The organism is Burkholderiales bacterium, assembly GCA_023511995.1.
Lineage (GTDB): Bacteria > Pseudomonadota > Gammaproteobacteria > Burkholderiales > Thiobacteraceae > Thiobacter.
Genome location: JAIMAL010000007.1, coordinates 58,015 through 81,089 on the forward strand (window position 1 = coordinate 58,015; position 23,075 = coordinate 81,089).

General features: G+C 65.1%; 23 protein-coding genes and 2 tRNA genes. 17 read left to right on the top strand and 8 right to left on the bottom strand.

Going from position 1 to position 23,075, the window contains the following annotated elements:
* Positions 1-4: 4 nt before the first annotated feature.
* From trpA to htpG, 9 genes are all read left to right on the top strand, one after another.
* Positions 5-820, top strand: a complete 816-nt coding sequence (trpA, locus tag K6T56_05280; GenBank protein MCL6555757.1) for a tryptophan synthase subunit alpha — start codon at positions 5-7, stop codon at positions 818-820.
* Between the two features lie 16 nt (positions 821-836).
* A complete protein-coding gene (accD, locus tag K6T56_05285; protein MCL6555758.1) occupies positions 837-1,706 on the top strand; it encodes an acetyl-CoA carboxylase, carboxyltransferase subunit beta in 870 nt (289 codons plus the stop codon).
* A 7-nt stretch (positions 1,707-1,713) separates the two neighbouring features.
* On the top strand, positions 1,714-3,006 hold the full coding sequence (folC, locus tag K6T56_05290) for a bifunctional tetrahydrofolate synthase/dihydrofolate synthase (protein MCL6555759.1): 1,293 nt from the start codon (positions 1,714-1,716) through the stop codon (positions 3,004-3,006).
* Positions 3,007-3,027: 21 nt separating this feature from the next.
* Positions 3,028-3,693 carry an SPOR domain-containing protein gene (locus tag K6T56_05295; protein ID MCL6555760.1) on the top strand — a complete coding sequence of 222 codons (666 nt, stop codon included), beginning with the start codon at positions 3,028-3,030 and terminating at the stop codon, positions 3,691-3,693.
* A gap of 39 nt (positions 3,694-3,732) precedes the next feature.
* A complete protein-coding gene (locus K6T56_05300) occupies positions 3,733-4,224 on the top strand; it encodes a CvpA family protein (protein ID MCL6555761.1) in 492 nt (163 codons plus the stop codon).
* A 7-nt stretch (positions 4,225-4,231) separates the two neighbouring features.
* Positions 4,232-5,746, top strand: a complete 1,515-nt coding sequence (gene purF, locus K6T56_05305; protein MCL6555762.1) for an amidophosphoribosyltransferase — start codon at positions 4,232-4,234, stop codon at positions 5,744-5,746.
* Between the two features lie 58 nt (positions 5,747-5,804).
* A complete protein-coding gene (locus tag K6T56_05310) occupies positions 5,805-6,977 on the top strand; it encodes an O-succinylhomoserine sulfhydrylase (GenBank protein ID MCL6555763.1) in 1,173 nt (390 codons plus the stop codon).
* Complete coding sequence (locus tag K6T56_05315; protein MCL6555764.1) at positions 6,974-7,657, top strand: hypothetical protein; 684 nt, start codon at positions 6,974-6,976, stop codon at positions 7,655-7,657. The genes K6T56_05310 and K6T56_05315 overlap by 4 nt, the downstream gene beginning before the upstream one ends.
* An 81-nt stretch (positions 7,658-7,738) precedes the next feature.
* Positions 7,739-9,616: a molecular chaperone HtpG gene (gene htpG, locus K6T56_05320; protein ID MCL6555765.1), complete on the top strand. Its 1,878-nt coding sequence runs from the start codon at positions 7,739-7,741 to the stop codon at positions 9,614-9,616.
* A gap of 8 nt (positions 9,617-9,624) precedes the next feature.
* On the opposite strand, the gene K6T56_05325 is transcribed toward htpG, so the two are convergent.
* The gene (locus K6T56_05325) at positions 9,625-10,410 is read right to left on the bottom strand and encodes a glutaminyl-peptide cyclotransferase (GenBank protein ID MCL6555766.1); all 786 of its coding nucleotides are present in this window, start codon (positions 10,408-10,410) and stop codon (positions 9,625-9,627) included.
* Positions 10,411-10,413: 3 nt separating this feature from the next.
* Entirely contained in the window at positions 10,414-11,184 is a 771-nt protein-coding gene (gene gloB, locus K6T56_05330) for a hydroxyacylglutathione hydrolase (GenBank protein MCL6555767.1), read from the bottom strand.
* 34 nt (positions 11,185-11,218) lie between these two features.
* Here gloB and K6T56_05335 point away from each other — a divergent pair, with 34 nt between their 5' ends.
* From K6T56_05335 to K6T56_05360, 6 genes are read left to right on the top strand one after another with little or no spacing between them, the layout of a single operon-like run.
* Entirely contained in the window at positions 11,219-11,962 is a 744-nt protein-coding gene (locus K6T56_05335) for a class I SAM-dependent methyltransferase (GenBank protein MCL6555768.1), read from the top strand.
* A 7-nt stretch (positions 11,963-11,969) separates the two neighbouring features.
* Positions 11,970-12,419, top strand: coding sequence for a ribonuclease HI (rnhA, locus tag K6T56_05340; protein MCL6555769.1), 450 nt, complete (start codon positions 11,970-11,972; stop codon positions 12,417-12,419).
* Entirely contained in the window at positions 12,416-13,117 is a 702-nt protein-coding gene (dnaQ, locus tag K6T56_05345) for a DNA polymerase III subunit epsilon (protein ID MCL6555770.1), read from the top strand. The genes rnhA and dnaQ overlap by 4 nt, the downstream gene beginning before the upstream one ends.
* A gap of 28 nt (positions 13,118-13,145) precedes the next feature.
* The gene (locus K6T56_05350) at positions 13,146-15,110 is read left to right on the top strand and encodes a TonB-dependent receptor (GenBank protein MCL6555771.1); all 1,965 of its coding nucleotides are present in this window, start codon (positions 13,146-13,148) and stop codon (positions 15,108-15,110) included.
* A 13-nt stretch (positions 15,111-15,123) separates the two neighbouring features.
* Positions 15,124-16,041 carry a hypothetical protein gene (locus tag K6T56_05355; protein ID MCL6555772.1) on the top strand — a complete coding sequence of 306 codons (918 nt, stop codon included), beginning with the start codon at positions 15,124-15,126 and terminating at the stop codon, positions 16,039-16,041.
* Positions 16,038-18,119 carry an EAL domain-containing protein gene (locus K6T56_05360; GenBank protein ID MCL6555773.1) on the top strand — a complete coding sequence of 694 codons (2,082 nt, stop codon included), beginning with the start codon at positions 16,038-16,040 and terminating at the stop codon, positions 18,117-18,119. The genes K6T56_05355 and K6T56_05360 overlap by 4 nt, the downstream gene beginning before the upstream one ends.
* A 31-nt stretch (positions 18,120-18,150) precedes the next feature.
* Here the strand turns inward: K6T56_05360 and K6T56_05365 are convergent, their stop codons facing one another.
* The 6 genes from K6T56_05365 to K6T56_05390 form a co-directional block, all read right to left on the bottom strand.
* Positions 18,151-18,564 carry a universal stress protein gene (locus K6T56_05365; protein MCL6555774.1) on the bottom strand — a complete coding sequence of 138 codons (414 nt, stop codon included), beginning with the start codon at positions 18,562-18,564 and terminating at the stop codon, positions 18,151-18,153.
* A gap of 80 nt (positions 18,565-18,644) precedes the next feature.
* The gene (locus K6T56_05370) at positions 18,645-19,853 is read right to left on the bottom strand and encodes a cation:proton antiporter (GenBank protein ID MCL6555775.1); all 1,209 of its coding nucleotides are present in this window, start codon (positions 19,851-19,853) and stop codon (positions 18,645-18,647) included.
* Between the two features lie 15 nt (positions 19,854-19,868).
* Complete coding sequence (locus K6T56_05375; protein MCL6555776.1) at positions 19,869-20,219, bottom strand: DUF190 domain-containing protein; 351 nt, start codon at positions 20,217-20,219, stop codon at positions 19,869-19,871.
* Positions 20,220-20,235: 16 nt separating this feature from the next.
* Positions 20,236-20,568 carry an HIT family protein gene (locus tag K6T56_05380; GenBank protein MCL6555777.1) on the bottom strand — a complete coding sequence of 111 codons (333 nt, stop codon included), beginning with the start codon at positions 20,566-20,568 and terminating at the stop codon, positions 20,236-20,238.
* A gap of 55 nt (positions 20,569-20,623) precedes the next feature.
* Positions 20,624-21,013 (bottom strand): fluoride efflux transporter CrcB, encoded by a 390-nt coding sequence (gene crcB, locus K6T56_05385; GenBank protein ID MCL6555778.1) that lies wholly within the window; start codon positions 21,011-21,013, stop codon positions 20,624-20,626.
* 302 nt (positions 21,014-21,315) lie between these two features.
* Positions 21,316-21,390 (bottom strand) — tRNA-Val (locus K6T56_05390).
* 103 nt (positions 21,391-21,493) lie between these two features.
* Between K6T56_05390 and gltX the strand changes: the two genes are divergently transcribed.
* Positions 21,494-22,882, top strand: a complete 1,389-nt coding sequence (gene gltX / locus K6T56_05395; protein MCL6555779.1) for a glutamate--tRNA ligase — start codon at positions 21,494-21,496, stop codon at positions 22,880-22,882.
* 54 nt (positions 22,883-22,936) lie between these two features.
* Positions 22,937-23,013 (top strand) — tRNA-Val (locus tag K6T56_05400).
* Positions 23,014-23,075 lie beyond the last annotated feature (62 nt).

A 23,075-nucleotide genomic window follows, 5' to 3' on the forward strand; every position in this document is an offset into this window, starting at 1 on the left:
CGCCATGTCCCGCATCGCCAGAACCTTCGCCTTGCTGCAGCAGCAGGAGCGCAAGGCGCTCATTCCCTTTATCACCGCCGGGGACCCCGATCCGGCCGCGACCCCGGCCCTCATGCACACGCTGGTGCGTGCCGGGGCGGATATCGTCGAGCTGGGCGTGCCCTTCTCCGATCCCATGGCGGACGGACCCATCATCCAGCGTTCGAGTGAACGGGCGCTCGCCCACGGCACGAGCCTCACACAGGTGCTGGAGCTTATCGCCGACTTCCGCCGCACGGACCCCGACACACCGGTGGTGCTGATGGGTTATGCCAATCCCATCGAGGCCATGGGGCATGCGCGGTTCGTGCGCCGGGCGCAGGAAGCGGGCGTGGATGGTGTGCTCACCGTGGATTATCCGCCGGAGGAGGCCGCCGGGTTCGCCGCGCTGCTCACCGACGCCGGCATCGATCCCATCTTCCTCCTGTCACCCACCAGCCGCGAGGAGCGGGTGCAGGCGGTGGCGCAGCTTGCCCGCGGTTTCGTCTATTACGTTTCCCTCAAAGGGGTGACCGGGGCGACCCATCTCGATCTTGCCGAGGTGCGGCAGAAGGTGACGGCGCTAAGACGGGTGATTGATCTGCCCATCGGCGTCGGTTTCGGCATCCGCGACGGGGCCACGGCGCGGGCGGTCGCGGAGTTTGCCGATGCCGTGGTGATCGGCAGCCGCATCGTGCAGGCGATGGAAGGCGTGCCCCGCGATGCCCTGGAGGATCGCGTGGCGCATCTTCTGCGGGAGATCCGCCAGGCGATGGATGCGCCGGCCACCGTTGGCGCCTGACAGACGAGGAGAGGCCATGAGCTGGTTTCAAAAACTGCTGCCGCCCAAGATCAAGCGCAAGGTGGAGGGCAACAACAAAAAGGCGGTGCCGGAGGGGCTGTGGAGCAAGTGTCCGTCCTGCGAAGCCGTGCTCTACCGCGCAGACCTGGAAAAGAATCTGCAGGTCTGTCCCAAATGCAATTTCCATCACCGGGTGGGTGCCCGCGACCGCCTCGACATGCTCCTCGACAAGGAGGGGCGCTACGAGATCGGCGCCGAGTGCCTGCCCCTCGATCCCCTGAAATTCAAGGACAGCAAACGTTACGCCGACCGCCTGAAGGAGGCCCAGCAGGAGACGGGGGAAACCGATGCCCTGGTGGTGATCGGCGGCAGCATCAAGTCGGTGCCGGTGGTGGCCGCCGCCTTCGAATTCCGTTTCATGGGGGGTTCCATGGGTTCGGTGGTGGGGGAGCGCTTTGTCCGCGCGGTGCATGTCTGCTGCGAACAACGTCTGCCCCTGGTGAGTTTTGCCGCGAGCGGCGGGGCACGCATGCAGGAAGGGCTGTTCTCCCTCATGCAGATGGCGAAGACCGCGGCGGCGCTCACTGAGCTTGCCAAGGAAAGGCTGCCGTTCATTTCCGTGCTCACCGATCCCACCATGGGCGGGGTTTCGGCGAGTTTCGCCATGCTGGGCGATGTGATCATCGCCGAGCCGGGCGCCCTCATCGGCTTCGCCGGGCCGCGGGTGATCGAGCAGACGGTGCGGCAAACCCTGCCGGCGGGCTTCCAGCGCGCCGAGTTCCTCCTCGAACACGGCGGCATCGATCTCATCGTCGATCGGCGCCAGATGCGTGACCGGCTGGCCAATCTCCTCACCCTGCTCATGCGTCTGCCCACCACCGCCTGAGGTTTGCGTGTCGCGCCGCGAGTGCTTCCTGCCGGCGAGCCTCGCGGAGTGGCTCGCCTATCTCGAAGGGCTGCATCCTGCCGCCATCGAGCTGGGGCTCGAACGGGTGGAAGCGGTGCGCGCCCGGCTGAAGCTTGTCCCCCGCTTCCCCATCTTCACGGTGGGGGGCACCAATGGCAAGGGCTCCACCTGCGCCTTTCTCGAGGCCATGCTGCGCGCCGCAGGCTTGCGGGTAGGTTGTTACACCTCGCCGCATCTGCTCGCTTACAACGAAAGGGTGCGCATCGGCGGCGTGCCGGTGCGGGATGACGACCTCTGCCGCGCCTTTGCCGCCGTGGAAGCGGCACGGGGCGCGATCTCCCTCACTTATTTCGAGTTCGGCACCCTGGCCGCCATGTGGCTCTTCATCGAGGCGGGAGTCGAGGTGGCGGTGCTGGAGGTGGGCATGGGGGGGCGACTCGATGCGGTGAACGTCTTCGATCCCGACATTGCCGTGGTCACCACCGTGGACCTGGACCACATGGCTTACCTGGGTCCGGACCGGGAGGCCATCGGCCGCGAAAAGGCGGGCATCTACCGCGCCGGCCGTTTCGCCCTCTGCGCCGACCACGCCCCACCCGAAAGCCTCCTGCGCCATGCCTTAGCAATCGGCGCGCGTCTGCGGCGCATCGACCACGAATTCGGCTGGGAGGAGAAGGGCGGGGGCTTAACTTTCTGGCACCAGGGGGAAGGGGGGCGGCTTGTCCTCGACGATCTGCCGCCGCCGGCACTTGCGGGCATGCATCAACGGGACAATGCCGCCGCCGCCATCGAAGCCCTGATCCTGGCTTCACCCCGGCTGTGGGTGCCCCCGCAGGCCATCCGCGAGGGCTTGCGCGGCGTGCAACTGGCGGGACGCTTCCAGGTCCTGCCCGGGCGGCCGCGTCGGATTCTCGATGTGGCCCACAACCCCCACGGGGCGCGGGCGCTGGCGGCGAGTCTGGCCGCGGATGCCGGAAGCACCCGGACGCTGGCGGTTTGCGCCATGCTGGCCGACAAGGACATGGCGGGGGTGGTGCGGGCCCTGGCGGACAGCGTCGATGCCTGGTACGTCGCCAGCCTGCCCCCGCCACGCGGCGCGAGCGGCGCCGAGCTGGCGGAAGTGGTGCGGGAGGTGGTGCCCGGCGTGCCCTGTCTGGCCTTCGGCCACGTGGCCGAGGCCTATGAGGCGGCCTGTGTGGCCGCCGGGCAAGATGATAGAATTTTGATTTTCGGATCGTTTTACACCGTCGCCGCGCTCCTTGCCCATTTGCGTGGGTGACGCAGGAACCAGGACCTTCCCATGGCCAACACGCCCAACATCACCGATGAGGAAATCCAGTTCCGCAAACGCGCCCGGCGCCGGCTGGTGGGCGCGGTAGTGCTGGTGCTCCTGGTGGTGGTCGTGGTGCCCTGGCTTTTGCCGGCGGACAAGCCACCGCAGGAAGCGCAGCCCATCGACATCCGCATCCCGGCGCAGGATGCCACGGGCTTCACGCCGAAAATACAGCCGGGTGGCGAGCCCCAGGCCCCCGCTGCCGCGAGCGCCGCGACACCGCAGCGCACCCCGGAGGAAAAAACTCAAACGGCAACCGGCCAGAACCCGGGGGCGGGGACAACGGAAACGCGGCTTGCCCACACCGGGCAGGATAAGCCCACGCCCCAGGATAAGCCCACGCCCCAGGAGAAGCCCACGCCCCAGGAGAAGCCTGCCGCCTCCCCGCCAGTCAAGGCCGGCGGCGAGCGCTTCTATGTGCAATTCGGCGCTTTCTCGGAGGCGAAAAACGCCGCCCAGCGGCAGGCGGAACTGAAAGCCAAAGGGATCGCCAGCTTCACCGAGGTGGTCAAGACCAGCGCGGGTGACAAGATCCGGGTGCGCAGCGGCCCCTATGACAGCCGGGAGGCGGAGAAAATCCAGCTCAAGGCCAAGCCTCTGGAGAGCAAGCTGGTGCCGGTCAACGGCAGGTAAGGGGTGCCTGGCGCCGGTGAGCGGGGTGGGGGCACGCAGATGACGTTGTTCGATTACGCCGTGCTCATCGTCATCGGCGTGTCGGTGTTGTTGAGTGTGATGCGCGGCTTTCTGCGGGAAGTGCTGGCGCTCGCGTCATGGGTGCTGGCCTTCTGGATGGCGGGGCTCTATAGCGGGCAGGTGGCGCCTTTGTTGCCGGAGGCGATTCCAAGCCTGAGGCTACGCATGCTGGCGGGCTGGGTGGTGGTGTTTTTCGCCACGCTCCTGATCATGACCCTGCTTTCCATCACCATCGGCCAGTTTCTCCGGCTGCTGGGGGTGGGGCCGCTGGACCGGCTGCTGGGTGCGGTGTTTGGCTTCGCGCGCGGGCTGGTGATCGTGGCGGCCTTCGTCATGGTGGCGGGGCTCACTAATCTGCCGCGCCATCCGGAATGGCGCAATGCGAGCTTCAGCGCCCCCCTGGAAGCGCTGGTGGAGGCGCTGCGCCCCTGGCTGCCCGAGGCCATCGCCAGGGAAATCAGATACGAGTAGGCAAGCCATGTGCGGAATCATCGGCGTCGTTTCCCATTCCCCCGTCAATCAGCTGCTCTACGACGGACTCATGCTCCTGCAGCATCGGGGACAGGATGCGGCGGGCATCGTCACTTCCCAGGGGCGCACCTTCCACATGCACAAAAGCGGCGGCATGGTGCGCGATGTTTTCCGCACCCGCAACATGCGGGATCTGTTGGGCAACATGGGGATTGCCCACGTGCGCTATCCCACCGCCGGGAGCGCCTCCTCCTCCGCCGAGGCGCAGCCCTTCTACGTCAATTCGCCCTTCGGCGTGGTGCTGGGCCACAACGGCAATCTGACCAACACCGATGCGCTGCGGCAGGAGCTCTTCCGCGAGGATTTGCGGCATCTCAACACCAATTCCGATTCCGAAGTGTTGCTCAATGTGCTCGCCCACGAGCTGCAGGAGAGCACCACCAATCATCGCCTGGACGTGGCGAACATCTTCCAGGCGGTGGCTGGCGTGCACCGCCGCTGTCGCGGCGCCTATGCGGTGGTGGCGATGATTGCCGGCTACGGCATGCTCGCCTTCCGCGATCCTTATGGCATCCGCCCGCTGGTGTTCGGCAAGCTGGAAACCGACCAGGGGACGGAATACATGGTGGCCTCCGAGAGCGTGGCCCTCGACGCCCTGGGCTACACCCTGGTGCGGGATGTGGAGCCGGGCGAGGCCATCTTCATCGACGAGGAGGGGAATTTCTTCAGCCAGCAATGCGCGCAGCAACCACTGCTCAGTCCCTGCATCTTCGAATACGTCTATTTCGCCCGTCCCGATTCGGTGATGAACGGCATTTCCGTCTATGCGAGCCGCCTGCGCATGGGTGAGCGGCTGGCGGAGAAAATCCGGCGCGAGTTCTCCCATCTCGACATTGACGTGGTGATCCCCATTCCCGACACCAGCCGTCCCAGTGCCTTGCAACTGGCCAACGAGCTCGGCATCCTCTACCGGGAGGGCTTCATCAAGAACCGCTACATCGGGCGGACATTCATCATGCCGGGGCAGGCGGTGCGGAAGAAATCCGTGCGGCAGAAACTCAATGCCATGGCGGTGGAGTTCAAGGGCAAGAATGTGCTCCTGGTGGACGATTCCATCGTGCGCGGCACCACCAGCCGGCAGATCGTGCAGATGGCGCGCGAGGCGGGGGCGCGCAAGGTATATTTCGCCTCCGCCGCGCCGCCCGTGCGTTTTCCCAACGTGTATGGCATCGACATGCCCACGCGGGCAGAATTGCTGGCCACCGGGCGCACGGACGAGGAAATCCGGCGCGAGATCGGGGCGGATGCCCTCATCTACCAGGACCTGGACGCCCTGGTGGCGGCGGTGCGGGAAGGCAATCCCGCCATTCCCCGCTTCGATACCTCCTGCTTCGATGGCGACTACATCACCGGGGACGTGACGGAAGAATATCTCGCGCGTCTGGAGGCAAGCCGCGGCCAGGCGGGGGATGCTGACGGGGCGGCAAGCCGGCAGCTCGATCTCAACCTGCGCACGGCTTGAGCATGGGGCTAGACTGAGATTCTTTCCCCATTGTGCCGCTGCTTACCTGGAGCAAGACATGAGCGACGAGTATCGGTTGGACACCCTGGCGGTACGCGCCGGCATCCGGCGCAGCGAATTCCACGAACACTCGGAGGCGCTGTTCCTCACCTCCAGCTTCGTCTTCGATTCCGCTGAACAGGCGGCCAGACGCTTCAGCGGGGAAGAGCCGGGCAATATCTATGCCCGTTTCACCAACCCCACGGTGAGCATGTTCGAGGAGCGGCTCGCCGCCCTCGAGGGCGCTGAAGCCTGTGTGGCCACGGCTTCCGGCATGTCGGCGATCCTCGCCTGCGCCATGGGCCTGCTGGCGGCCGGCGATCACGTCGTTGCCTCGCGCGCCCTGTTTGGCGCCACGGTGCAGTTGTTCGGCAACATCCTCAAACGTTTTGGCGTGGAGACCACCTTCGTCTCGCCGGTGGAGGTGGCGGAATGGGAGGCGGCGATCCGTCCCAACACGCGGCTGCTGTTTGTCGAGACGCCCTCCAACCCGCTCACCGAAATCTGTGACATCGCCGCGCTGGCGGACATCGCCCACCGCCATGGCGCCTGGCTGGCGGTGGACAATTGTTTCTGCACGCCCATTCTGCAGCAGCCGCTGAAACTGGGTGCGGACCTCGTCATCCATTCGGCCACCAAATACCTCGATGGTCAGGGGCGGGTGCTGGGGGGCGCGGTTCTGGGCAGCAAGGCGCTGCTGGAAGGGGTCTATGGCTTCCTGCGCACCGCGGGGCCGACCCTTTCCGCCTTCAACGCCTGGGTGATCCTGAAGGGACTGGAAACCCTGCGTCTGCGCATGGAGGCCCATTCCGCCAATGCCCTCGCCCTGGCGCGCTGGCTGGAGGCCCAGCCCGCGGTGGAACGGGTCTTCTATCCCGGCCTGCCTTCCCATCCCCAGCATGCGTTGGCCATGCGCCAGCAGAAAAGCGGCGGGGGCATCGTCTCCTTCGAGGTGAAGGGGGGCCGGGCGGCGGCCTGGCGGGTGATCGACTCCACGCGGCTCATTTCCATCACCGCCAACCTGGGGGATACCAAGACCACCCTCACCCATCCCGCCAGCACCACCCATGGCCGGCTGACACCGGAACAGCGCGCCGCCGCCGGCATCGGGGAAGGGCTGCTGCGGGTGGCGGTGGGCCTGGAGGCGGTGGAAGACATCCAGGCGGACCTGGCGCGGGGGCTTGCCCGATGAGCCGGCTGGCCGCGCTTATCCTGCTTGCCGCCAGCACCCTTGCCCGTGCCGAGGGCATGGTGGAGGTGAGTTTCATGGACCAGCCGGCGGATGGCGGCGGTTATATCACGCGCTACCTCATCACCGACCGCTATCTGCGCATGGACTACGGGCAGGACCGCGACGATTTCGTCCTCTTCGACCGGCAGACGCGGCTGGCCTACAACGTGGTGCACGATCAGCGCACCATCCTCGTCATCGAGCCCGGCCCCATCGAGGTGAAGCGGCCAGCTAAGTGGGAGGTGAAGGAGGATGTGCTGCTGGAGGAGCGGGGCAATCGCACTTTCGATATCCGCGTCAATGGGCAGCCGTGCAGCCGCATCACCGCCTCGCCCACTTTATTGCCGGACGTGGTGCAGGCGCTTGGCGAGTTCAATGAGCTGATGACCGCCAGCCAAAGCCTGACCTACCTCGCCACACCGCCGGAGCTGCGCCACCCCTGTGACCTCGCCCGTTTCGTCTTCGACCACGGGATGTGGCTGAAAAACGGCCTGCCCCTGCACGAAGCCGACGCCGATGGCTCCGTGCGGCGGCTGCTCAACTACGAGAGCGGGCTGCCGGAGCGGCGGCCGCTCTTTGCTCTGCCCAAAAGCTACCGCACGGTGCGGCTACGGGATCTGCAGGGTCGGCCCGCACCTTAAGGCCACGCTCCTCTTGAAAGAGCCGCGGTCCGTCTCCATTTTTGCTGGCGTTTCCTCTGTCGGCAAAAAGGGAGAACCGTCATGACCGTGGATGCCACCCGTGAAACGCTGGGTTTCCAGGCCGAAGTCAAGCAGTTGCTGCGCCTGGTCATTCACTCCTTGTACAGCAACAAGGAAATCTTCCTGCGGGAGCTCATCTCCAACGCTTCCGATGCCTGCGACAAGCTGCGTTTCGAAGCCCTTTCCGATCCCGCCCTCTACGAGGGGGACACCGACCTGAAAATCCGGGTGAGCGTGGACAAGGCGGCACGCACCCTCACCATCTCCGACAATGGCATCGGTATGTCCCGGGCGGAGGTGATCGAGAACATCGGCACCATCGCCCGTTCCGGCACCCGTGAATTCCTGGAAAAACTGACGGGCGACCAGGCCAAGGACGCCCACCTCATCGGCCAGTTCGGCGTCGGGTTCTACTCCTCCTTCATCGTCGCCGACCGGGTGACGCTCATCACCCGTCGCGCCGGTCTGACCCCCGAGCACGGCGTGAAATGGGAATCCACCGGCGAGGGGGAATACACCCTGGAGAACGTGGAGAAGGCGGGCCATGGCACCGACGTCATCCTCCACCTACGCGAAGGGGAGGATGAATTCCTCGAGCCCTGGCGGCTGCGGGCCATCATCCACAAGTATTCCGACCACATCGCCCTGCCCATCCTGATGAAAAAGGAAGGCGGCGAGGAGGAGGAACAGGTCAATCAGGCGAGTGCCCTGTGGGCGCGGCCCAAAAGCGAGGTCACTCCGGAACAGTACGAATCATTTTACCGCCACGTTGCCCATGCCTTCGAGCCGCCCCTTGCCTACGTGCACAGCAAGGTCGAAGGCCGGCACGAGTACACGCTGCTGCTCTACATCCCACGCCATGCGCCGTTCGATCTGTGGGACAGGCAGCAGCGGCACGGCATCAAGCTCTATGTGCGCCGGGTCTTCATCATGGAGGACATGGAGCGCCTCATGCCCCATTATCTGCGCTTCGTGCGGGGGGTGATCGACTCCAATGACCTGCCGCTCAATGTGTCGCGGGAGATTCTGCAACACTCGCGGGACATCGATGCCATCCGCGCCGGTGCCACGCGCAAGGTGCTGGATCTGCTCGAGGACCTGGCACAAAACGAGAAGGAAAAATATGGAGAGTTCTGGAAGGAATTCGGCCGCGTGCTGAAGGAGGGCGTGGGCGAAGACTTCGCCAACAAGGACAGGCTGGCGCGGCTTCTGCGATTCACCAGCACCGTCTCCCCGGGCGAGGTGCAGGATGTGTCGCTGGCCGACTATGTGGCCCGCATGAAACCCGGTCAGGAGAAAATCTACTACGTCACGGCGGAAAGCTATGCGGCGGCGAAGAACAGCCCGCATCTGGAAGTCTTCCGCAAGAAGGGCATCGAGGTGCTCCTCCTCTACGACCGCGTGGACGAGTGGATGCTCTCCTATCTGCACGAATTCGAGGGCAAACCCCTGCAGTCGGTGGCAAAGGGCGACCTCGATCTGGGGGCTCTGGCAGACGAGGAGGAAAAGAAAACCCACGGCCAGGAGGCCGAAGCATTCAAGGACCTCATCGCCCGCATCCGGGAGGCGCTGGGGGATGCGGTCAAGGACGTGCGCGTGTCACGGCGTCTCACCGACTCGGCGGCGTGTCTGGTGACCGGGGAACACGAGATGAGCATGAACCTGGAGCGGCTGCTCAAGGCGGCGGGGCAGAAAGTGCCGGGGGTGAAACCGGTGCTGGAGATCAACGTACACCATCCCATCGTCGCCCGCCTCAAGGACGAGACGGATGGCGAACGCTTCAAGGAGTGGAGTCAACTCCTCTTCGACCAGGCCCTGCTCGCCGAAGGGGGGCAGCTCGAGGACCCCGCGGGCTTCGTGCACCGGCTGAACGGTCTGATGCTGGCCCTTGCCCGCTGATTCCCCCCTCAACGGGGCGGCCAGGCCAGCCGGTAGAGCACCGGCCAGCGTTTGCCCGTCACATAGAGCACGCGCTGGCCGGGATCATAGGCGATGCCGTTGGCCACGGCCTCGCTGTCCCCTTCCACCTCCGGCGGCAGCAGCGGTGTGAGATCAAGCCAGGCGCGCACCTCGCCCGTGCGCGCATCGATGCGGGCGATGCGGGACTGTCCCCAGACGTTGGCGAGAATTTCTCCTTCCACCCATTCCAGCTCGTTGAGATAGGCCACCGGTGTGGTGCCGTCGCGCACCATCACCTCCCGTAAAACCCGGAGGCTGCGGGGGTCAAGGAAGCGCAACAGGGCGCTGCCGTCGCTGACGATGAGATGGCGGCCGTCGCTGGTGGCGCCCCATCCCTCGTAAGGGTAGGGGGCCGAACGCTTGACCCGCAGCGTGGCAGGATCGCCCAGCAAAAGCTGGTTTTCCTGCCAGGTGAGGAGGAACAATTCCCCGCCAATCTCTGCCACCCCTTCGGCGAAGAGCGCGTCGGGAAGGCGCGTGCGCAAAAGCACGCGGCCGCTTTGCGCATCGAGGCGGCGCAGGCTGGAGGCACCGTAGCGGCCGGTGCTTTCGATGAGCGCGCCTTTGTACCAGAGCAGACCCTGGGTGAAGGCCTCGCCGTCATGGGGAAGGCGCGCCAGCACGGCGACCGCCACCGTGGGGGCCTCGGCGAAAGCCGCGGGGGGCAGGCTCAAAAGCAGCAGGAGAAGAAGCCTAAAAAGCGCAATCCCCCAAGGGACGGCTGGGCGCGCCACGGCTTAGCCGCGAAAGCCATCCTTCCATGCGCGCAGGGTGGCGAATACCGCCACCGCGTCGGGCAGCGCATGCCCGGCATGGGCTTCGGCGCTGGCCCGCACCGTGGGCTCATGGGCGCGCAGGAAAGGATTGGTCTCGCGTTCGAGACCCATGGTCGAGGGCAGGGTGGGCAGTCCCTGCTCACGCAGGGCGCGTGCGGCCACCTCGCGGCGACTGAGTGCCTCGTTGTCCGGTTCCACCCGGCGCGCGAAACGGATGTTGGCCAGGGTGTATTCATGGGCGCAATACACTTCCGTGTCGGCGGGCAGGGCGGCAAGCCGCGACAGCGAGTCATACATCTGCTGCGCCGTTCCCTCGAAGAGGCGGCCACAGCCGCAGGCGAACAGCGTGTCGCCACAGAAGAGGTGCTTTCGGTCATAATACGCGACGTGTCCGCGGGTGTGTCCCGGCACAGGTATCACCTGGAAATCCACTTCGAGGCCGTCCACGTGCACGGTCTCGCCTGCGCCCACCGGATGCGTGCGTGCCGGGATGGGTTCCCCGGCCGGTCCATAGACGGGAACGTGGAACTGGGCCGCCAGCGCGGCCACACCCCCCACGTGATCGTGATGATGGTGGGTGACCAGGATGGCGCGCAGCATCAGCCCATGCGCTTCAAGATGGGCCCTCACCGGCTCGGCATCGCCCGGGTCCACCACAGCCGCGTGACGTCCGTCGTGCATGAGCCAGATATAGTTGTCCGCAAAGGCAGGAAGGGGAAGGAGGGTGAGCATGGTCCAAATATCGACGGGGGAGGCCCGCCTGTCAATGCCCACCGCCGCGGAGTGGTTCGCCACGCCCCTGGGCCGCGATCTTTTGGCACGGGAGCAGGCCTATTTCGATGAAACCGTGGCCGACATCTTCGGCTTCAATGCCCTCCAGTTGGGCCTGCCCCAGTTCGATTTCCTGCGTGCCTGCCGCATTCCCCTGCGCGCGGCCATCGGCGTCGGCGAAGGGGTGCGCGTCGTCGCCGATGCCCACTTTCTGCCGGTGGCAAGCCAAAGCATTGATCTGTTGCTCTTGCCCCACGTGCTGGAATTCGCGGCCGATCCCCACCAGGTCCTGCGGGAGGTGGAAAGAGTGATGATGCCGGAAGGGCAGGTCCTCATCAGCGCCTTCAATCCCTTCAGCCTGTGGGGCCTGAAGCGTCTCCTCAACCGGCGCACGGATGGCTATCCCTGGAATGGCCGCTTCATCCCCCTCATGCGGATGAAGGACTGGTTGTCCCTTTTGAATTTCGAGATCACTGGCGGGCGCATGTGCTGCTATGCGCCGCCGTTTGTGAGCAGCCGCTGGCGGGAGCGTCTCAACTTCCTGGAAAAGGCGGGTGACCGCTGGTGGCCGCTGGGAGGGGGCGTGTATTTCCTCCAGGCAAAAAAGCGGGTACACGGCATGCGCCTCATTCTGCCCAGTTGGCAGGAGCGCCTTGCCACCCGCCAGCGCCTCGCCGCCGCGCCACAACGGCAGCTCACCCCCCTGCACCAGCCGCGGGAGGAACAACCCGTTGGCTGAAGCGAAAATGGTGGACATCTACACCGACGGTGCCTGCAAGGGCAACCCTGGCCCGGGCGGCTGGGGGGCGCTGCTGCGCTATGGCGAACACGAGCGCGAGCTGTGGGGCGGTGAGGCGGTGACCACCAACAACCGCATGGAGCTCACCGCCGTGATCCGCGCCCTGGAGGCGCTGAAAAAACCCAGCCGCGTGCGCCTGCACACCGATTCCCAATACGTGCAGAAGGGCATCACCGAGTGGCTTCCCAACTGGAAGAAGCGGGACTGGCGTACCGCGGACAACAAGCCGGTGAAAAACGCGGATCTGTGGCGCAAGCTGGATCAGCTTGCCGCCAAACACCACATCGAGTGGATCTGGGTGCGTGGCCATGCGGGCCACGACGGCAACGAACGGGCCGACCGACTCGCCAACCGCGGCTGCGCCGAACTGGCGAAGGGCAAGGGAATTCAAGCATGAGACAGATCATCCTGGATACGGAAACCACGGGCCTCGATCCCGCCCAGGGGCATCGCCTCATCGAGCTGGCGGCGCTGGAGCTCGTCAACCGGCGTCTGACCGGCAAGCGTTTCCATCGCTACCTCAATCCGGAACGGGAAATCGACGAAGGCGCCCTGCAGGTGCACGGCCTGACGGTGGAGTTCCTCGCCGACAAACCGCGCTTTGCCGACGTGGCGGATGAGTTTCTCGCCTTCATCCAGGGTGCCGAGATCGTTATCCACAATGCGCCCTTCGACATCGGTTTTCTCGATCATGAGCTTGCCCTGATCGGCCGGGAACCCCTGCTCAATTACTGCGCCGGCGTGGTGGATACGCTGAAGCTCGCGCGGGAACTCAATCCCGGCCAGAGAAACAGCCTGGATGCCCTGTGCAAGCGCTATGGCGTGGACAACTCTAACCGCACCCTGCACGGGGCGCTTCTGGATGCAGAGCTGCTGGCGGAAGTGTATCTGGCACTGACGCGCGGTCAGGAAAGCCTGATGATCGAACTCGACACGCCCCCGGCGGCGGCTGGCGCGGGCCTGATGACGAGTGATGCCCCCCTTGTCGTGCTGCGGGCGACGGAGGAAGAGCTGGCTGCCCACGAGGCGTTGCTTGCGGAGCTGGACAAGGAGAGCAAGGGGGGCTGCCTGTGGCGGCTCACCCCGCCCGGGTGATAACAAGGGGAAGGCGCAGGAGGAGGCCATGCAGGGGGAAAGAAGGGGCCGCGGCATCCGTCGGCTGACGGTGTCATTGTGTCTGCTGGCGGGTCCGTTGGCCCACGCTGAGCAGACGCCGCTTTCGGAAGCGGAATTCCTGGGAGAGGTGCCCATGGTGTTGACGGTTTCCCGTCTGGCGCAGCCGGTGCAGGATGCACCCAGTGCGGTGACGGTGATCGACCGGGAGACCCTGCTTGCCTCCGGATTCCGCGAGATCGCCGATGTCATGCGCCTGGTGCCCGGGTTTTATGTGGGCTATGCGGCGGGCAATGATGTGATTGTGGCCCACGGCCTCACCAATGCCTATTTCGGCAGGCTGCAGGTGCTGGTTGATGGACGCTCCGTCTATACGCCGGCCTGGGGGCAGGTGCGCTGGTCCATGCTGCCGGTGACGCTGGAGGAGGTGGACCGCATCGAGGTGACGCGGGGCCCCAACGCCGCTTCCTATGGGGCGAATTCCTTCACTGGCATCATCAACATCATCACCCGCCATCCTGCCCAGGACAAAGGGACCTTGTTCAGTGCCACGACCGGGGACCCGGACCTGCGCGATGGTTTCCTCCGCCACGCCGGCCGCTGGGCCGGCTGGGATTTCCGCATCAGCGCGGGCCATCGTGAGGACAGTGGCTTTGCCGCTCGCAACGACAGCCAGCACACGGATTCCCTCCTGGTGCGGGGTGATCGCCTGCTCAACGCCACCGACAGCCTGCAGGTTCAGGCCGGCTGGCGTGGCGGCCGGCTGGGCGTGGGTTGGTTTGGCGACCCCCTGGACCTGGCGCGGGACCGCCATGCAGCGACAGGCTTTGCGCAGTTTCGCTGGCAGCGGAACACAGGCCCGGACGACGAGCTTGCCGTGCAGTTCTATTACAGCTTCGACCGCAACCGGGAAGCTTTCGTGACCCCTGTGTCGAATCCGCCCACCACGCTGCGTCTTATGGAGGATGCTGAGCGTTATGACCTGGAAATCCAGCGCATCCAGGTGCCCACGCCGACGCTGCGCCTGGTCTGGGGTGCCAGCCTGCGCCATGACCGCGTCCACGCGCCCGCCTACCTGGGCACCGATGCCACCCGGCTCAATCGTCTGCAGCGTCTCTTCGGCCACGCCGAGTGGCGGCCCGCCGCAAGTCTCACCCTCAACGCCGGCGCCATGGTGGAACACAATGATTTGACGGGAACCGATCCCGCCCCGCGTCTTGCGGCGACCTGGCATGTCCTGCGCGATCACAGCCTGCGTCTGGGGTTTTCCCAGGCCCAGCGCACCCCCACGCTGCTCGAATACGCCGCCGACTACAAGATCGTGCTCAACGGTCTGCCGCCATTCCAGTGGTATCTGAGTCCGGAGCGGCTGCCGCCGGAACGCATCACCAGCCGCGAGCTCGCCTATCTCGGTGCAGTGCCTCGCCTTGGCTTGAGCTGGGATGTGCGCCTTTATGAGGACCGCATCCGTGACGTCATCCTGGCCGATGCCATCGGCGGTGGCACCTGGATTTTCCGCAGCGGCAACTGGTTCACGCGACGGGGCATCGAAACCCAGCTCGCCTGGCACCTGGGGCCAACCCGCCTGCACCTCGCCCACGCCTTCGTGCAAATCCGCGACACGGGCGGGCCGGTGAAAAACGCCGAGCGGGACCTCTACCGCACCGATCCGCGCCACACCTTCGGGGGACTCGTGGCGCATCGTTTTCCCCACGGCATCGAGGCAAGCCTCGGCTATTACTACTACGATGACATGACGCCGCTGGGCAATGGTGGTGATTACATCCGGGCCTACAGCCGGCGCGACCTACGTCTGGCAAAGCGGTTCCGCCTCGATGGCGGGCAGGCGGAGCTCGCCCTGGTGGCGCAAAACGTGGGGGCGCCCTACCGGGATTTCATGTGGGATGCCGTAAAGCCCGAGCAGCGTAACGAGTTCACCCGTCGCACCCTGGTCACTTTCAAGGCGGAGTTCTGATGGGAAAGCCCGGATGACCGGTCTGATTCTGTGGCTCGCCCGCCTCTGCCTGGTGCTGGCCTTCGGGGCGGGGCCGGCCTTCGCGGCGCCTTCGAGCGTGGCCGTCCTGTTGAGCGACGAGGCGCCCCTGTACCAGGAATTCGCCCAGCGTTTCCAGAACGAACTCTTAAGCCGCGGCGCGATGTCGGTGACGGTCTTGCCGCCGGCCGCCGCCGGGGAGGCGGCCCGTGCCGACCTCGTGGTGAGTGTGGGGGTGTGGGCAACGGAGCAGGCCTTGCGCCTGGAGCCGGCGCCCCCTGTGCTGGCGGTGCTGTTGCCGCGGGCGAGTTTCCTTAAGTTGCGGGCAAAGGCGGGGGCGCGGGCGCTGTCGGCCATTTTCCTCGATCAGCCGCCGGGGCGGCGGTTTGCCCTCATTGCCGAAGCTTTTCCAGAGGTTAGACGCGTCGGGGTGGTGCTGGGCCCCGAGTCGGCGGCGGAGGCGAGAAGCCTGCAGGCTGCGGCCCGGGAGCGGGGCATGATCCTGGTGGCCGAGCGCATCGATGAAGAGGAGGCGCTGCTAGCTGCCCTCAAACGGGTGCTGTCGGAGGCGGACGTCCTGCTTGCCGTTCCCGATTCCCTGGTCTTCAACCGGAATACCGCCCAGGCCATCCTGCTCACGAGTTACCGGGCGCAAAAGCCAGTGGTGGCCTATTCCCAGGCCTATGTGCAGGCGGGCGCGCTGGTTGCGGTGTATTCGACGCCGGCGCAGATCGCGCAACAGGCGGCGGAAATCGTCTACGGGCTGGGCACGCCTCCGACGTTGCCGGCGGCGCAATATCCGAAATATTTTTCCGTTGCGGTGAACGCGCAGGTGGCCCGTTCGCTGGGGATTCCCGTGGAATCGGAGCGGGTGTTGTTGGAGCGATTGATGGGCGCGGGGGGCAGACCATGAAGGGGTGGAGCATCAAGTGGCAGGTCTTGTTTCTTGCTCTGGTCCCGGCGACGTTGATCGCCCTCGGGCTGGCCTGGTTCTTCATCCAGCGGGGCTTGGCCGAACTGGATGCCGCATTGCACGAGCGGGGGCTCGCCATTGCCCGGCAGCTTGCCCCGGCCGCCGAGTACGGCGTGTTTTCCGGCAACCGCGAAGTATTGCGGCGTCTTGCCCAGGCGGCGGCGGAAGAGGCGGATGTGAAGTGGGTGGCCATCACCGATCGCAATGGGGAAATCCTGGCGGCCGCCGGGGAGGGGGTGCGACTGCCACCGGTGGGCACTCTGCAGGCAGGGGTCAACGTGGTGGTGGCCAGTTCGCCGCAGGCGCTGGATTTCAGTGCGCCCATCTGGGTCACCCAGTTGGCGGTGGAGGACGAGTGGGGACAGGCTCCCCCGGCACGCCGCCTCATCGGCCATGTGACGGTGGAGCTCAACCGCAGTGCAACGCAACGGGCAAAGGAGACCGTGCTGCGTCAGGGGCTTCTCATCACCGCCGTGGGATTGATCCTCGCCGCCCTCCTCGCCCTGCGCATGGGCCGGCGGGTGACGGAGCCGGTGCTGCGTCTGGCGCGCACCGTGGAAAAAATCGGTCTGGGTCAGTTGGACGCCCGTGTGCCGGAGGATTCTGGCGGCGAGCTAAAGGTTTTGGAAGCGGGCATCAACAGCATGGCCGCCGCCCTGCAGGCTTCCCATGACAACCTGCAGCAACGCATCGCCGATGCCACCCTGCGCCTGAGTTACCAGGCCACCCACGACACGCTTACCGGCCTCATCAACCGCCGGGAATTCGAAGCACGGGTCGAGCGCGCCCTCGCCAGCGCCAGAAGCCACGGTCAGGTGCATACCCTGTGCTACCTCGATCTCGACCAGTTCAAGGTGGTCAACGACACCTGCGGCCATGTGGCCGGTGACGAACTGCTGCGCCAGCTTTCGACCTTGCTGCAATCCCGCCTGCGGGAACGGGACACCCTGGCGCGCCTGGGTGGCGATGAATTCGGGGTGCTTCTGGAAAACTGTGACGCGGCCTCGGCCCAACCCATTGCCGAACTGTTGCGGCAGACGGTGAAGGATTTCCGCTTCTTCTGGCAGGAGCGCGCCTTCGGCATTGGGGTCAGCATCGGCATGGTGGAAATCAACGCCGACAGCGGCAACCTGGCCAGTCTGTTGAGCGCGGCCGATGCCGCCTGTTATGCGGCCAAGGATCTGGGGCGCAACCGCGTGCATGTCTATCAGGAGCAGGATGGCGAAGTGGAGCGGCGGCGTGGGGAGATGCAGTGGGCGGTGCGCATCGGCCAGGCGATGGAGGAAAACCGCTTCCGCCTCTACCGTCAGCCCATCCTGCCTTTGGCCGAGGGCAGTCCCTGGCCCGCGCATCAGGAGATTCTGTTGCGCCTGCTTCTGGATGACGGTCAGCCCGTTCTGCCCATGGCCTTCATCCCGGCAGCGGAACGCTACAACCTCATGCCGGCGATCGACCGCTGGGTGATCAGCAAGGTGTGTTCCCTGTTCCACGAGTCTTTCGGCGACGATCCGAACGGCCCCATCCTCACCGTGAATCTGTCCGGTCATTCCCTGTGCGACGACAACTTCCTTGGCTTCGTCGAGCGTCAGTTCGACCTCAACGGCGTGCCCCATGGGCGCATCTGCTTTGAAATCACCGAAAGCGCGGCGATCACCAATCTGCGCGAGGCTATCCATTTCATCGAGGCGATGAAGAGCAAGGGTTGCACCTTCTCCCTGGATGATTTCGGCAGCGGCCTGTCCTCCTTCAACTATCTGAAAAACCTGCCGGTGGATTATCTCAAGATCGATGGCGCCTTTGTCCGTGACATGGACACCGATCCCATGGACGAAGCCATGGTGGAGGCCATCCATCGCATCGGCCGCGTCGTGGGCCTGCGTACCATTGCCGAATGTGTGGAGAGTGCGGCGATCCTGGAGCGCCTGAAGCGCATCGGTGTGGATTACGTGCAGGGGGACTGGCTGGCCGCCCCCGTGCCCCTCACTGACCGTGGCGGAGGCCGCGGTCTTAGCGGGTGAGTGGGTGGCACCTGCCGGGGGGCGCGGCCGATCAGCGCACCACCGTCACTGGGCAGTGGGCGTGGATCATCACCTGCTTCGCCACCGAGCCCAGCAGCCAACGGTCGAACAGGGTGTGGCCGCGATGGCCGACGACGATGTGGTCGATGCCATGGCGCTCGGCGTAGCGCACGATCTGCACCGCCGGATGGCCGATCTCGATCTCGAATGAGATTTTCAGGGGATTGCCCGCCAGGCGGGCCTTCACCGGCTGCAGGGCTCGCTCGCAGTGGCGGCGGGATTGCTCGATCACGGCCTCGGTTTCGACCTCCTCGCCCAACTCCGGCACCCGTGCCACGGCCAGTACGTGCAGTTCCGCCGCATAGTGGTTTGCCAGGTCCAGGGCAAACTCCAGCGCGTGCTTGGCGGCGTCCGAGCCGTCGTAGGCGATCAGTATCTTGTGGATCATGGGCGTCTCCTAATCATCGCAGGGAGGAAAATCCTTCATCCCCTCGGGAACGAATGGCAATGTGGCTGGCGAGGGGATCAGCGGCGGGCCAGTGTCTGTGCATCTCTATGGGACCCCTCTGCCGCTTCGTTCTTCTCCTGGGGCAAAAGGTGACGGGGCAGGAAAAACGCGTTCGCGATGAGCGTGGGCACCACCGCGCTGGCCACCACCGCCGCTACGATGGCCGAATACTGTCCCTGGTCAATGAGCCCGTGGGAGTAGCCGAACAGGGCCGAGATGGTGCCGAAGGTGAGTCCGGTGGACATGAGCATTGTGGTGTACATGGCCTCCTGCCGGGGTGATCTGTAGTAGAGGGTTGCCGGATAGACGCCGGCGATTTTGGCCACCATCTTCGACAAAAGCAGAATCACGAATGCAAGCGGCGCTGCAGCGAGCGCCGGCAGCGACACCAGCGAGCCGGCGCGGATGAAATAGAAGGGGGTGAGGAAACCCAGGGTCAGGGTGCGCAGCCTTCTCACTAGGGCATGGTCCCTGCCCACCGTGCCGGCCAGGATCATCCCCACCAGATACGCCGGCAACACCGCCTCGCTGTCCGCCCAACCCGCCAGCGCGCCCAGGCTGAACAGACACAGCATGAGAAACTTCGCCTCCAGTTCGGAGGGACGGTTACCGTAGCGCTTGAAGAAACGCGGCACCACGCGGGGGAGAATGAGCGCGGCCGCTGCGACCCCGGCGGCGAAGACCAGCGTCTTCCAGGTGAAGGGCGAAAACAGCAGGCCCAGCGCGATCACGGTCGCCAGGTCGTTGACGAAGCAGGCGGCCAGAACCGTCTTGCCATAATCGGTGGTATTGAGCCCGAATTCGAGCATGACCGCGTACACCACTGCCACCGAGGTGGTGGACATGGCCACGCCCGCCAGCCAGCTTGACGGTGTGCTCCAACCCAGCAGCCAGTGGGCCGCTGCCGCGCACAGGAGAAAGGGCGCGACAAAGCCCACCAGCCCGATGCCCACCGTGGGTTTCCAGTGGCTTCTGAAGAACGCGGGGTCCAGCTCCGCGCCCGCGAGAAAGGTGAGCAGGATGGCTCCCGCGCCGGAGAGGAACTTGATCCAGGTGGCGTCCCCCTTGAGCAAGGCTCCGCCCAGTGCGGCGCCGATGATGAGCTGGGCGACGGTGCCCACCACGATCTCGGAGAGGGCGGTGGCAACCCGCAGGTAGATGGACAACAGCGTCGCCACCAGGGCCAGCCCCAGCCACAACGCCGCCTGAGCCCAGATTTCGGTCATCGTTGTTCTCCTTTGTTATTGAGCGGCCAAGGTGGGTGGGTCCTCGTCGTCCGGATTGATCACGCCGAAGCGGGCGGGAATGCGCGCGTAGAACACGCGCACCTTTTCCCGGTGTAGGAGATCCAAGAGGCGTCTTGCCTCATCCTCGGTGATGATGAACTCCACCTCGACGATCTGGCTGCCGGCCAGTTCGAAGAACCGGTCCTCGTGCAGGACATGATGACGGCCGAATCCTGCCATGGCGTGAAACGCGGAACCACCGCGGATGCCCAGCTTGTTGGCCTCCGCCAGCAGCCACTCCCACAACAGGGTATGACGATGGCGCTGGTTCTCGTGTATGTAGAAGCGCAGAAAAAATCCCTCCATGCCGCCTCCGTTCCGGTCAATAGTTCTGGCGCGCGGGAATGACGCCGCGCACACCACCGCGCGGTTGCTCCACGTCACCGCGATAGCGCGGAATCAGGTGCAGATGCACGTGCATGATGGTCTGGCCGGCCGCTTTCCCCACGTTGATGCCGATGTTGTAACCAGCGGGGTGAAACTCGCCGTCGAGTCGCGCGCGCAATTCGTCCAGCAGGCTGAACAGGGCCTGGCGTTCTTCCGGCGTGGTGTCGAAGAAACTGGCGACGTGACGAAAGGGGATGATAAGCACGTGGCCCGGGTTGACGGGATACTTGTCCCAGCGGGCATAGGCCAACGCATTGCGGCAGAGCATTTCCTCCGCGGTGCAGAAGGGGCAGGCGGCCTCGGCTGAAGTCACGACGGTCTCCTCATGCACGGGCCAGCAGCAGGCGCACGGTCATCATGCCGAGGGCGGTCAGGGCGAACGAACCGAAAAGGTGCACGCTCGCCTCCACCGCCGCCCACAGGTACTCGCCGCGCAGCAGCAGCGTGACCACTTCGGTGGAAAAGGTCGAGAAGGTGGTGAGCCCGCCCATGAAGCCGGTGATGACGGCCAGGCGCGCTTCCGGCGGCAGCGCCGAATGGTGCGCGAAGACTTCCACCGCCACCCCGACCAGATAGCCTCCCAGGAGATTTGCCGCCAGCGTGCCCAGGGGAAGGGTGGGAAAGATGGGATTAAGCCGGGTGCCAAGCCACCAGCGCAGGCTCGCGCCCGCACCCGCGCCACCGAACACGGCCAGCAGTGCGGAATACCCCATTCCGTTCCTTTCCTGATTGCATTTTTCGTGGAACGGGAGAGGTGATGAAAGGAGGCATCGGATGAACCGCCCGCATACCCACACCTCCCCCGTACCGGGGAATCATGTAGGCATCATCAGCCACGTGGGCGGTTATGAGGAGGAATGCCATCTCCTATCTGGCAAATATAGCATGCCGTATGCCGCTTTGCACCATGGCCAGCGGAACCCCTGCCGTGTGCGCCCGAGGGCCGTGCCCTTGGGGCAAAGGCAGCTCGCGGCCTGAACACGGCAGGGGTGAAGGGGGATGAAGGAAGAGGATTTGGTGGGCGGTGCTGGGATCGAACCAGCGACCCCTGCCGTGTGAAGGCAGTGCTCTACCGCTGAGCTAACCGCCCCTGAGCGGGTGCGCAATTTAAGCACATTCCACCGATCAGGGTCAATTGCACTTGGGGGACTGCGCCGGCTTCGCGTAAAATGCGCACTTTTTCCCGGTCAGCCATGGTCCGCACCCGCTTCGCTCCCAGCCCCACCGGTTACCTGCACATCGGCGGCGCCCGCACCGCGCTTTTTTCCTGGGCCTATGCCCGCAGGCATGGCGGCAGCTTCATCCTGCGCATCGAGGACACCGACCTCGAGCGCTCCACGCAGGAGTCCGTGCAGGCCATCCTCGACAGCATAGCGTGGCTTGGCCTCAATTACGACGAAGGGCCGTTTTTCCAGACCCGGCGCATGGATCGCTACCGGGAGGTGATCGACAAGCTGCTTGCCGAAGGCAAGGCTTACCACTGCTATTGCAGCAGGGAGGAGCTCGAGGCCATGCGCGAGGCCCAGCGCGCCAAGGGACTCAAGCCCCGCTACGATGGCCGCTGCCGTCACCGTACGGCGCCGGTGCCCGGCGTGCGCCCCGTGGTGCGCTTCAAAAATCCCCTCGACGGCGAGGTGATCATCGACGATCTGGTGAAGGGCAGGGTGGTGGTGAAGAACGCCGAGCTCGACGATCTCATCATCGCCCGCGCCGACGGCACGCCCACCTACAATTTCTGCGTCGTGGTGGATGACTGGGACATGGCCATCACCCATGTCATCCGTGGGGACGATCATCTCAACAACACGCCGCGCCAGATCAACATCTTGCAGGCGCTGGGTGCGCCCATTCCCCACTACGCCCATGTGCCGATGATCCTGGGCCACGACGGGGAAAGGCTTTCCAAGCGCCACGGGTCGGTGAGCGTCACCCAGTACCGGGACGATGGTTATCTGCCGGAAGCCCTGCTCAATTACCTGGCCCGTCTGGGCTGGGCCCATGGGGACGACGAGATTTTCACCATGGATCAGTTCATTGAGTGGTTCGACCTCAAGGACATCAGCAAGTCGCCGGCGAAGTTCGACCCGGAGAAACTTACCTGGGTCAATGCCCAGTACATCAAGGCCACCGACAGTGCTCACCTGGTGGAGCTGGCGCGTCCCTTCATGGCGGCGGACTGCTGCGACCCCCGCCACGGACCGGACCCGGTCAAGGTGGTGGAGCTCCTCAAACCCCGCGTCAGCACCCTCAGGGAGCTGGCCGATGCGGCGGTGTATTTTTATCGTCCCCTGGAACCCCGCGCCGAGCTGCGAGCCCAGTATCTGACAGCGGAAATCCGGCCGGTGCTGAAGGAGCTGGTGGCGCGGCTGGAAAGCGTCGAATGGAACGCCGAGGCGATCAACCGTCTCTTGAAAGAGACCGTGGCCGCCCACAAACTGAAATTGCCCCAGGTGGCGATGCCGCTGCGGGTGATGGTGACGGGGGAGACCCAGACGCCCTCTATCGATGCGGTGATGGCGCTTTTGGGCCGCGAGGAAACCCTGCGCCGCATCCGCCACCATCTGGCGCAGTACCCGGCCTGAAGAGGGGTGGCGGTTTGTCTTGGGCGGGCGTCTCCGTTATAATCGCCGCTTTGCAGGCGCGTAGCTCAGCTGGTTAGAGCATCACCTTGACATGGTGGGGGTCGTTGGTTCGAGTCCAATCGCGCCTACCAATTCCCCATGAGAGTCAGGCCATGCCTGGCTCTTGTTGTTTTGAAAGCCCAGGTCCGCGAGT